The sequence below is a fragment of the Paenibacillus sp. FSL K6-1217 genome, from assembly GCF_045040735.1.
Taxonomy (GTDB): domain Bacteria; phylum Bacillota; class Bacilli; order Paenibacillales; family Paenibacillaceae; genus Paenibacillus_AQ.
This window is the reverse complement of the sequence record NZ_CP150271.1, coordinates 3173976-3185667: the sequence shown is the minus strand read 5'-3', so window position 1 is coordinate 3185667 and position 11692 is coordinate 3173976. Positions and strand designations below refer to the sequence as shown.

Below are 11692 nucleotides of genomic sequence, written 5' to 3'. Positions count from 1 at the left end.
AGCCCCTACTACGGATGCAAGAGGTGTGTTCCTGATGAACAAATCCCGTCATGCGCCCGATATCTGGCTGCTGCTGCCGATACTCGCTTTACTGGCTATCGGTATGGTAATGGTATACAGTGCCGGGTCCGTTCTGGGCTTCCGCAATTATGGCGATTCGTTTTATTTTGTCAAAAGACAGATGCTGTTCGCAGGCCTGGGCCTCATCGCGATGTTCATTACGGCGAACACCGAGTACCTTGCGCTGAAGAGATTCGCCCGGCCGCTATTGATCGTGTGCTTCGCCCTGCTGGTGCTGGTGCTGATTCCCGGCATCGGCGTAGTGCGCGGCGGCGCGCGCAGCTGGCTCGGGATCAGCTCTTTCGGGATTCAGCCCTCGGAATTCATGAAGATGGGGATGATCCTCTTCCTGGCCAAGTGGCTCGGAACCGAGGAGTATGACATCTCCAGCTTCATGCGCGGGCTGCTTCCGCCGCTTGCACTGATCGGCTCGGCGTTCGCGCTGATTATGCTTCAGCCGGATCTTGGTACAGGCACGGTCATGTTCGGAGCGGCCCTGATGATGGTCTTCACAGCCGGGGCGCGGATGAAGCATCTGCTCTCCCTCGGCGCGCTGGGGCTGGCCGGGTTCGCCGGGCTCATTGCCGCTGCGCCGTACCGGCTGCAGCGGATCACTGCTTTCCTGGACCCCTGGTCCGATCCGCTGGGCGCCGGTTATCAGATTATTCAGTCGCTCTACGCCGTGGGTCCCGGCGGGCTGGGCGGACTGGGCTTCGGGATGAGCCGGCAAAAGTACAGCTATGTCCCGGAGCCGCAGACTGATTTTATTTTCTCAATTTTGGCCGAAGAGCTGGGGTTTATCGGGGGGCTGGCCGTGCTGCTGCTGTTCCTGCTGCTGATCTGGCGCGGGATGAAGGTAGCCATGAGCCTGCCGGACCGCTTCGGGAGCTATCTTGCCGTAGGCATCGTATGTATGGTGGCGGTTCAGGTGGTGATTAACATCGGTGTGGTGATCGGCCTGATTCCGGTAACGGGCATCACGCTTCCCCTGATCAGCTACGGTGGCTCATCGCTCACTCTGATGCTCACAGCTCTTGGCATTCTGCTTAATTTATCCCGTTATGCGAGGTGAAAGACATGCGTATTGTACTTAGCGGCGGCGGCACGGGAGGACATATCTATCCTGCCGTAGCCGTGGCCAGACAACTGGAATCCGAAGATGCGGATTCTGTCTTCCTGTATATCGGAGGCAAGCGGGGTCTGGAGAGCAAACTGGTTCCTCAGGAGAATCTGCCATTCCAAGCGATTGATATTACAGGCTTCCGCCGCAAGCTGTCGATGGACAATGTGAAGACGGTTATGCGGTTCCTGAAAGGGGTCAAAGCCTCCAAAGCGATGCTGCGTGAGTTCAAGCCCGATGTGGTTGTGGGAACCGGAGGGTATGTGTGCGGGCCGGTAGTCTATGCAGCGTCCCGGCTCGGCATCCCGACGCTGATCCATGAACAGAATGCGATTCCGGGACTGACCAACCGTTTTCTCAGCCGGTATGCCAGCACGGTCGCGGTGAGCTTTGAAGGCACAGAGCCGGCCTTTCCGGGGGCCAAGAATGTAATCTATACGGGCAATCCCCGGGCTACGACGGTCATGACGGCGAATCCGCAGCGCGGCTTCGCGTCACTCGGCATTCCCGAAGGCAGCACGGTAGTGCTGGTCGTCGGAGGAAGCGGTGGGGCCAAGGCGATTAACCGGGCCATGATTGAAATGGCTCCGTTTGTGGGTAAGGGTAATAATGTCCACTATGTTTATGTAACCGGAGAGTCCTACTTCGAGGATACCCGCAAGGCGGTACGCGAGCAGCTGGGAAGTATCCCGAACTGGCTGCATGTCCTCCCCTACGTTCACAATATGCCTGAGGTGCTGGCCTGCACTTCCCTTATCGTGAACAGGGCAGGCGCTTCTTTTCTGGCAGAGATTACCGCGCTTGGCATACCCTCTGTACTCATTCCGTCTCCCAATGTGACGAACAATCATCAGGAAGCCAACGCCAGAGCGCTTGAGAGTGAAGGTGCGGCAGTAGTGCTGCTGGAGAAGGATCTGAGCGGCGAGGCGCTGTTCAGTGCAGTGCAGAAGATCATTGCAGCGGATACGGTACGCAGCAGTATGTCGGAGGCCTCAAGACGCCTCGGCAAAAGAGATTCCGCTTCCCTTGTAGTCAGCGAGCTCCGCAGGCTGGCTGCGGGACGGAAACGCTAGAATCCGGGCTTACATTGTCACACTCACGGAACTCCTGACATAGGATGATCCTATAATCGTGACAATCACCCAGAGCGCTTCTTGATGTCTGAGATTCGGAAACGGAATTCTTTCCGGCCAATTCCGCAGGACAGTGGTACAGGAAGTGCCAACGGTGGGTGAGCGGTAATCTCGGAGGTGATACATTGGACAAATTGGTGATTGAGGGCGGAAATCCCCTGTCAGGCACCATTCGTATCCATGGAGCAAAAAATGCGGCACTGCCGATTCTGGCAGCCAGCCTGCTGGCCGAAGGAGTTCACTCACTGCATAATGTGCCGAAGCTGCTGGACATCGAAACGATGCTGCATATTCTACAGCGGCTGGGCTGCCGGACGATGCATGAAGAGGAGACGGTAACAGTTGATACATCCTTTCTCCTGACCTCCCATGTCCCGGAGGACCTGATGCGGCAGATGAGATCCTCCATTTTCCTGATGGGACCGCTTCTGGCCAAGTTCGGGGAAGTGACGATCTATCAGCCGGGAGGCTGTGCCATCGGAGAGCGCAAGATCGACCTCCACCTGCAGGGCCTGAAGCTGCTTGGGGCAGAGATTGAGGAGTCGGGCGGCAGGATCTGCTGCCGGGCCGAGCGGCTGAGAGGCTGTGATATCCATCTGGATTACCCCAGCGTAGGCGCCACGGAGAATATCATGATGGCCGCCGCCATGGCCGAAGGCACGACCACTGTCTCCGGGGCAGCGAGAGAGCCGGAAATCCAGGATCTGCAGAACTTCCTCAATGCGATGGGGGCACAGATTATCGGTGCGGGGACAGATACGATCACCATCCAGGGTGTCCGCAAGCTCTATGCCTGCAGCTATGAGGTGATTCCCGACCGGATCGTGGCCGGAACCGTGATGATTGCCGCCGCCGCCACAAGGGGCAATGTGACGCTGACCCACACCAATGCAGGACATTTGACCTCCCTGATCCATATCCTGAGGCGCGCCGGTGTTCAAATTACAGTGTGCAATGATATAATTAATATCAGCTGTATGGGACGTCCCCGTGCGGTTGAGCGAATTGTGACCTCGCCGTACCCGTCCTTTCCGACGGACCTGCAGTCCCAGGTTATGGTTCTATTGTCCCTGGCGGACGGATTCAGCGTCATCAAGGAAACGGTTTTCGAAGGGCGCTTCAAGCATGTGGAGGAGATGGGCCGGATGGGAGCCGATATCTCCACTGATCTCAACAGGGCGTTCATACGCGGTGTGCAACGGTTGTATGGAGCCACGGTTGAGGCCACTGACCTGCGGGCAGGAGCGGCTCTGGTGATCGCCGGGCTTGCTGCTCAGGGAACCACCATTGTAGAGCAGGCGCATCATATTGACCGGGGATATGACGGCATCGAATTACTGTTTCAGAAGCTGGGGGCACGCATCAGCCGCAAGGTTCCTGTGACTGACCCGCTGGATTTGGCCAATTAAAGCTCCCTGTCTCCTTCGGCGAAGCCGTGAAGGAAGGAGACAGGGCCTTATTACGGAGATATGAGAATGCCAAAAACGCGAATACCTCTTTTGAAAGAGGACAAGCCTAGCAAGAGAAAAAACCGTAAAATTATCATCATCCTGGTACTGCTCTTTACTGCGCTGCTGGCGGTAATCTTCTTCCGTTCGTCGATCAGCAAGATTACGGCCATTCAAATGCAGGGCGAGAAATATACGTCCCGCGAGAAGCTGCTGGCTGCAAGCGGCCTGAAGATCGGAGGACAGTTCTTCGCGGTCTCCGGAGATTCTGTGGGGAAGGCGCTGGAAGAGCTGGATACGGTTCAGGAGGCGCAGGTAAGCAAGAAGTTCCCCGGTGTGGTTACGATCACTGTGCAGGAATACCCGGCGGTTGCCTATGAACTGGATCAGTCAGGCGTGCTGGAAGCCATTCTGTCGAGCGGGGCCGCTGTCTCTGTAACAGATACCGGAATTGCCGTTGAGAAGCCGATATTGACCAACTGGAAGGCTGACGATCCGTATAAGACCAAGCTGTGTCAGGCGCTGGCCGGAATTCCGAATGAGCTGACCAGTGATATATCGGAGATTGTGCCTTCCCCGACGCTGTCTTTTCCGGACCGGATCAAGCTGTACACACGTTCACGCTTTGAGGTCATTACGGCCATTTCGCTGCTGAAGGATAAGGTGGGCTATTTGAATCAGGTGATCCAGACGGAGGAGCCGGGACTGATCAGAATGCTGGAGGCGGATTCCTATGTTCCGTTTCATACCGAAGCCGGGGACAAAGAGAAAGAGGAAGAGGAAGAGGAAGGGGCAGACACTGGGGAGTAAATAGTCCCTACTAATATAGCCGAAAAAATGCTACAATCTGTTTTACGGGCAATAAGCAATATCCCTCTTTTTTCTGCGGATTTTTTGAGATGCAATCCAGGATATAGCCGCTATTCTCTTGATTTCCTTGTTTGAAAGTCAGGTTCTGATCCCGCTGAGCGGAGGGCGCCTGCCTGCACGTGAATACCTTGTCATATTATTCCTCTCAAAAAATTTGTTGAAAAAAGAGGGAAAGGATTAGGGACGTTGAATATGTACAGAGATGTTTCCCGCGACCGGGACCAAAGGTTGTTTATTATGATTATAACAGGAGGTGCCATAGGGCTTGAGCAACAATGACATCATTGTTAGTTTGGACATCGGTACATCCAAAGTTCGGGCAATAATCGGGGAAGTTACTAGTGGAACCTTCAATATTATTGGCGTTGGATCTGCTGATTCGGAAGGGATACGCAAGGGTGCGATTGTAGACATCGATCAGACTGTGCAATCGATCAAGAGTGCCGTAGAGCATGCGGAGCAAATGGTCGGTATTCAAATATCCGAGGTGTATGTCGGCATATCCGGCAATCATATCGGCCTGCAATCCAGCCACGGCGTAGTTGCCGTTCAGAATGAGGACCGTGAGATTGGCGAAGATGACATCGACCGTGTAATCAAGGCTGCGGAGGTTATTGCACTCCCGCCGGAACGCGAGGTCATTGATGTTGTCGCCAAGCAGTATATCGTCGACGGCCTTGAAGGCATTCAGGACCCGCGCGGAATGATCGGCGTCCGCCTGGAAGTGGAGGCTACGATCATCACCGGTGCCAAGACCCCCATACATAATCTGCTCCGCTGCGTGGAGAAATCAGGTCTGAAGGTTAAAGATCTTGTCCTTATGTCTCTCGGGGCTGGCGGATTAGCGCTCTCCAAAGATGAGAAATCGATGGGGGCTGTACTGGTAGATATTGGCGCCGGCCAGGCAACGATTGCCGTATATGAAGAAGGTTCCCTTAGTGCAACCTCCACGATTCCGATCGGAGGAGAATTCATAACCAATGATATTGCGTACGGATTACGCACACTTACCGATCAGGCTGAGAAGGTCAAGCTGAAATACGGCTGCGCCTGGATCGACGATGCCGCTTCGGAGGTCGTCTTCAAGGTCCTGCGTATTGGCAGCAATGTGGAGAAGGAATTCAACCAGGAGGATCTGGCAGCGATTATCGAGCCGAGAGTCCAGGAAATCTTCCACCTGATCCGTCAGGAAGTGAAGCGGCTTGGTTATACGGAGCTTCCGGGAGGTTATATACTTACGGGTGGAACAGTTTCGATGCCAGGGGTGCTTAAGGTAGCCCAGAACGAGCTGGCAGCCTCCGTAAGGATTGCCGTGCCGGATTATATTGGAGTGCGCGACCCCGGCTTCACGGGCGGCGTAGGCATCCTCCACAATGTGGTGCGCAACTACCGCGGACGAAGCGGCGGCGGCAGTGCCAACAAGAAGACCGTTAACCGCAGCAAACAGAGCGCCGCACCGGTTCAGGATTCTTCCAAGAAGCCAGGTCTGGTGGAACGACTAAAGAATATGTTTAGCGAGTTCATATAACTGTAATCCAGATATACTTGGACTGGCCATCCAAGCACTACTCGAGGGGGAGATGGAAACAATATGTTGGAATTTGATTTTGAAATGGAGAGCTTGGCGCAAATAAAAGTCATCGGCGTCGGCGGCGGCGGAAGCAATGCTGTGAACCGGATGATTGAAAATGGCGTTCAGGGTGTTGAGTTCATCACGGTTAATACAGATGCCCAAGCGCTGCATATGGCCAAATCGGAGCATAAACTGCAAATCGGGGATAAATTGACCCGCGGACTTGGCGCAGGAGCAAATCCTGAGGTCGGCAAGAAGGCGGCAGAGGAGTCCCGCGATCTGATCTCGAATACGCTGAAGGGCGCGGATATGGTCTTCGTGACCGCAGGCATGGGCGGCGGTACCGGAACAGGCGCAGCACCTGTCATTGCGGAGATCGCCAGAGAATGCGGAGCACTGACGGTAGGCGTCGTGACCCGCCCGTTCACCTTTGAAGGCAGAAAGCGTGCCAGCCAGGCCGAGCTTGGAATCGAAGCGCTCAAGGAAAAGGTTGATACGCTGATTGTGATTCCGAATGACCGTCTCCTGGAAATTGTGGATAAGAAGACTCCAATGCTGGAAGCGTTCCGTGAAGCGGACAACGTGCTCCGTCAGGCGGTACAAGGTATCTCCGACCTTATCCAGGTTCCCGGCCTGATCAACCTTGACTTTGCCGATGTGAAGACAATTATGACAGAGCGCGGTTCAGCGCTGATGGGCATCGGGATTGCCACCGGCGAGAATCGTGCATCTGAAGCGGCCCGCAAAGCGATTATGAGCCCGCTGCTAGAAACCTCGATCGAAGGTGCGCGCGGCGTCATTATGAACATTACAGGCGGCTCCAACCTCTCCCTGTACGAAGTGAATGAAGCTGCCGAGATTGTGACCTCTGCTTCGGACCCTGAAGTGAATATGATCTTCGGTGCCATTATCGAAGAGAGCATGAAGGACGAGATCAAGGTTACTGTTATTGCGACCGGTTTTGAACACAAGCCCTCTCCAATAGCTCCTGTACGCCGTCCTGCGGCAAACAGCGAACCGGCTGCTGATAATAAGAGCAAGAGTGAGAATCTTCGTCCGTTCGGGAATCAGACAAGCTCGGATCAGCTGGATATTCCGACCTTCCTGCGCAACCGGACACGCGGCAATAATGATTAAGAGCCATTAATAACGATTAATAGCATAGACTGTTACGGAAGCACCGTATCACGCAGCTTTGAACTGCGGGGTATGGTGTTTTTTTGTTGTTCAGGCTGTATAATAACGATAACGGGAGACGATGAAATGGAATTGCTGGACCCCCGGATAGATTTTGTATTTAAGCGGATTTTTGCAAGTGAGGGCAATAAGGATGTACTGCTGGCTTTTCTGAACCGGATATTTCTGGATGCGGGCGATCTCCCGCTGGAGGAAGTGGTGCTCAATCCCTATACGGATAAGGATGATCCGCTGGATAAGCAGGCGATATTTGATATATGGGCGAAGACGGTTGATGGCCAGCTAATCAACATTGAGATGCAGCTGTTCAACAAATATGATATTGAGAAACGTACGTTGTACTATTGGAGCAAGCGTTATGCCGGGCAGCTTCAGGTCAGCGGGAAATATACCGAGCTGAAGAAATGCGTGACGATTAACATTCTGAATTACAAGGTGCTCCCAAATGAACATACACACAGTGTATTTCATTTGCGGGAGGACAGCAGCGGAGCGCCGCTGACAGACGATATCGAGATTCATTTCCTAGAGCTGCCCAAGCTGAACCAGCCGGTTGTGCCCGGCGAGGGCGGCCTGGTGAACTGGCTGCTGTTCCTGAAAGGGATTGACTACTCTGATTGGGAGGTGCTGCAAATGAACGAGCCAGCCTTGAAGAAGGCGATGGAGACGCTGGAATTTCTGAGTCAGGATTCAGAAGCCCGCCGTAAATATGAGGACCGCCAGAAGTTTCTGATGGACGAAGCCTCGCAGCGTGATGGTGCGCTTAGAGAAGGCTTCGCCAAGGGAGTGGCGGAAGGGCGTGCCCAAGGCGAACTTGAGGCCAAACGGGAGATAGCCAAGAAATTTCTGGATATGGGAATCGATCCTTCTGCTATACTGAAGGCCACCGGACTCACGGAAGAAGAGTTGAAATCTATCAGTTGAATACACAACGATTGAAGGTCAGCCTATGAGGCTGGCTTTTTTCTGTTGAACAGAATTTGGTTTCGCCGCTAACTTACGCATCCGGCCCATAACTCGACAAAAAAACTGCTGGAACGCCCCCCATGTTTAGACAGACTTTGGATGCGGGAGTTTCTATACTAATCTTATCGTCTAAAAAGAGAGCCTGCACCCCGGCCTCCGGATAGATATCCGTTTGCAGGCAGGTGAGAGCGATGGTTGTGTATATTGACTTGATTTTTGCCGCCAATCTGCTGATCGACGGAGTCCTGCTGTGGCTGACAAGCTGGCTGGTGAAGCACAAGGTATCCTGGTGGCGCCTGATTGTTTCCGCACTGGCGGGTGCGCTCTATGTTGTCATGATGTTCGTACCGGAGCTGTCCTTTCTGTATACCTTTCTCATCAAATTCGGGCTGTCGGTTTTGATGATATGGATAGCCTTTGGATTTAGAAGTCTGCAAAGCTATCTTCGGGCATTTGGGGCGTTTTATATCATTAATTTTGCGGCGGCGGGAGGGATCATAGGCGTTCATTATCTGCTGCAAAGCTCAGGCGACATCTGGAAGGGTATAATCTTCACCTCCTCGGGGGGCCAAGCTTACCGGCTGAAGATCGGGTTCTGGTTCGTGCTTGCCCTGCTTCCGCTGGTGCTGCTGCTCTTCAAGGGGATTCAGTCCTCCCGCCGGCACAGAGAGCAGCTGGATTCCTATATCGGGGAAGTGACGGTGGAGATCGACGGAGTGTCGGTCACCTGCCCGGGACTGCTCGATACCGGGAACCGGCTCAGTGATCCGCTGACGAGGATTCCGGTCATGGTGATGGAAGCCTCGCTGTGGGAAGGCCATTTGCCGGCCTCCTGGAAGGGGAGACTGACCCAGACGGGTGCAGACACACTTGTACTGGAAGCGGACGGGCAGTCGTTCGCATGGCAGGACAGAGTGCGGCTGGTGCCGTACAGGGGCGTCAACCGCGGGGCATCCTTCATGCTCGCGTTGAAGCCGGATAGGGTGAGTATAGAGCTTGGCGGGGACACCTTTTGCAGCACAAGGGTACTCATCGGGCTGGATGGCGGGACACTGTCGGGAGACGGCGCGTACCGGGCGGTCATACATCCTGACCTGACCCACAAAGAGAGCGCTCCAGAAGCGCCGGCTGGCAAGGTGATGGGCTAAGTAACCTATAGGAGGAACAATAATGGTCAAATTCAAGCTTGTGCTGCAACTGCAGTATTACCGCATGCTGTTTCTGCTCGGTCTGAAGAGCCAGGAGATTTATTATATCGGCGGAAGTGAAGCGCTGCCGCCGCCGCTGACACGCGAGGAGGAGGAGTTCCTGCTCCAGCGGCTCTCCAGCGGCGATGCCGCGGTCCGGGCCATGCTGATCGAGCGCAACCTGCGGCTGGTGGTCTACATCGCCCGGAAATTCGAGAACACCGGCATCAACATCGAGGATCTGGTGTCCATTGGAGCGATCGGGCTCATTAAAGCGGTTAACACCTTTGACCCGGAGAAAAAAATCAAGCTCGCCACCTACGCCTCCCGCTGCATTGAGAATGAGATTCTAATGTATCTGCGGCGCAACAGCAAGACCAGAAGCGAAGTTTCCTTTGACGAACCGCTGAATATTGACTGGGACGGCAACGAGCTGCTGCTCTCGGATGTGCTGGGTACGGAGAACGATACGATCTACCGCAACATCGAGGAGCAGGTGGACCGCAAGCTGCTGCAGAAGGCGCTGGAGAAGCTCAGCGAGCGGGAGCGGCTGATTATGGAGCTGCGGTTCGGGCTGCGGGGCGGCGAGGAAAAAACGCAAAAGGATGTGGCCGATCTGCTGGGCATCTCCCAATCCTATATTTCGCGATTGGAGAAACGAATTATCAAGCGGCTGCGCAAGGAGTTCAACAAGATGGTGTAAGTGATAAAAGCTGAGGAATAAAATGCCGGACCGGGGAGATAATGTACAGTAATGTTTCTCCTTGGGAGGTTAATCATCATGACCCGAAATAAAGTCGAGATTTGCGGTGTGGACACCGCCAAGCTGCCTGTTCTCACGAACGTGGAAATGCGGGCATTGTTCACTTCGCTGCAGCAGCAGGGCGAGCGATCCGCCAGAGAGAAATTGGTAAATGGCAACCTCAGGCTTGTGCTAAGCGTTATTCAAAGGTTCAATAATCGTGGAGAGTTCGTGGATGATCTGTTTCAGGTAGGCTGCATCGGACTCATGAAAGCCATCGATAATTTCGATTTATCGCAGAACGTCAAGTTTTCCACCTATGCGGTGCCGATGATCATCGGAGAAATCCGCCGCTACTTGCGCGACAACAACCCGATCCGGGTATCCCGTTCCCTGCGTGATATCGCCTATAAGGCGCTGCAGGTGCGCGACAGCCTGACGAACCAGAATTCGCGGGAGCCGACGATCTTCGAAATCTCCGAAGCGCTCGGCGTTCCGAAGGAGGATGTTGTCTTCGCCCTCGATGCGATTCAGGACCCGGTATCCCTGTTCGAGCCGATCTATCATGACGGCGGGGATCCGATCTATGTGATGGATCAGATCAGTGACGACAAGAACAAGGATGTCTCCTGGATTGAGGAGATTGCGCTCCGGGAGGCCATGCAGCGGCTGGGGCAGCGCGAGAAACGCATTCTGTCAATGCGCTTCTTCGAAGGCAAGACCCAGATGGAGGTCGCTGACGAGATTGGTATCTCACAGGCCCAGGTCTCACGCCTGGAGAAGTCAGCGATCCAGCAAATGCAAAAGCATGTAAAGTCATGACCACAGCGTATAAATGAGCGGAGGATATTCCGGAAGGCTGCACCTGGCGGCCATTCGGGATATCCTTTTATATGTAAGGGGGGCAGAGATCTGGATTACAGTCATGCGGCCAAGCCTTAAGGACATATACTGAAGCTATAGGTCTGAATGTACAGGGGTGGCAGGATGATTGAGGAGACGTCAGCTTCGGGTAAGAAAATGAAAATCTCCGATTTTCAAACCAAAGATGTAATCAATATTGTTGACGGCAAACGGCTGGGCCAGATCAGTGATCTGGAGCTGGATTTGCGCAGAGGGGTCATTGACGCCGTGATTGTTCCGGGGTATACCAGATTTATGGGCTTGTTCGGCGGCGGGGCCGATCTGGTGATTCCGTGGCGGAATATCGTGAAGATCGGTGCGGATGTCGTGCTTGTGAAGCTGGAGGAGCCCCGCATCCCGCAGGGACAGGAAGATCGCGAGATGATGTACCTGGAACGGCCGGAACGCAGTGAACGGCGCACTTATTAATGAGGTGCGTCTTTTTTCTGCGGATATGGGTATAGTCATAGGAGAATGTTTTCGGGGCCCCCGC

11 protein-coding genes are annotated in these 11692 nt (G+C 54.2%); all 11 read left to right on the top strand.

Features of this window, described 5'->3' with window-relative positions:
* Positions 1-34 precede the first annotated feature (34 nt).
* The 11 genes from spoVE to MHH28_RS14065 all read left to right on the top strand — a co-directional run bounded on the left by spoVE (position 35) and on the right by MHH28_RS14065 (position 11628).
* On the top strand, positions 35-1132 hold the full coding sequence (spoVE, locus tag MHH28_RS14115) for a stage V sporulation protein E (protein ID WP_405115890.1): 1098 nt from the start codon (positions 35-37) through the stop codon (positions 1130-1132).
* A 5-nt stretch (positions 1133-1137) separates the two neighbouring features.
* On the top strand, positions 1138-2253 hold the full coding sequence (murG, locus tag MHH28_RS14110) for an undecaprenyldiphospho-muramoylpentapeptide beta-N-acetylglucosaminyltransferase (protein ID WP_405115888.1): 1116 nt from the start codon (positions 1138-1140) through the stop codon (positions 2251-2253).
* A gap of 185 nt (positions 2254-2438) precedes the next feature.
* Positions 2439-3722 carry a UDP-N-acetylglucosamine 1-carboxyvinyltransferase gene (murA, locus tag MHH28_RS14105; protein ID WP_405115886.1) on the top strand — a complete coding sequence of 428 codons (1284 nt, stop codon included), beginning with the start codon at positions 2439-2441 and terminating at the stop codon, positions 3720-3722.
* A 66-nt stretch (positions 3723-3788) separates the two neighbouring features.
* Positions 3789-4571, top strand: coding sequence for a cell division protein FtsQ/DivIB (locus MHH28_RS14100; RefSeq protein WP_405115884.1), 783 nt, complete (start codon positions 3789-3791; stop codon positions 4569-4571).
* Positions 4572-4896: 325 nt separating this feature from the next.
* Entirely contained in the window at positions 4897-6159 is a 1263-nt protein-coding gene (ftsA, locus tag MHH28_RS14095) for a cell division protein FtsA (RefSeq protein ID WP_405115882.1), read from the top strand.
* 63 nt (positions 6160-6222) lie between these two features.
* Positions 6223-7341, top strand: coding sequence for a cell division protein FtsZ (ftsZ, locus tag MHH28_RS14090; protein ID WP_405115880.1), 1119 nt, complete (start codon positions 6223-6225; stop codon positions 7339-7341).
* A 126-nt stretch (positions 7342-7467) separates the two neighbouring features.
* Positions 7468-8325 (top strand): Rpn family recombination-promoting nuclease/putative transposase, encoded by an 858-nt coding sequence (locus MHH28_RS14085; RefSeq protein WP_405115878.1) that lies wholly within the window; start codon positions 7468-7470, stop codon positions 8323-8325.
* Positions 8326-8558: 233 nt separating this feature from the next.
* Positions 8559-9515 (top strand): sigma-E processing peptidase SpoIIGA, encoded by a 957-nt coding sequence (gene spoIIGA / locus MHH28_RS14080; RefSeq protein WP_405115876.1) that lies wholly within the window; start codon positions 8559-8561, stop codon positions 9513-9515.
* A 19-nt stretch (positions 9516-9534) separates the two neighbouring features.
* Entirely contained in the window at positions 9535-10257 is a 723-nt protein-coding gene (gene sigE / locus MHH28_RS14075) for an RNA polymerase sporulation sigma factor SigE (RefSeq protein ID WP_036690190.1), read from the top strand.
* Positions 10258-10335: 78 nt separating this feature from the next.
* The gene (sigG, locus tag MHH28_RS14070; RefSeq protein ID WP_036690188.1) at positions 10336-11118 is read left to right on the top strand and encodes an RNA polymerase sporulation sigma factor SigG; all 783 of its coding nucleotides are present in this window, start codon (positions 10336-10338) and stop codon (positions 11116-11118) included.
* A gap of 198 nt (positions 11119-11316) precedes the next feature.
* Entirely contained in the window at positions 11317-11628 is a 312-nt protein-coding gene (locus MHH28_RS14065; protein WP_405115873.1) for a YlmC/YmxH family sporulation protein, read from the top strand.
* Positions 11629-11692: the final 64 nt, after the last annotated feature.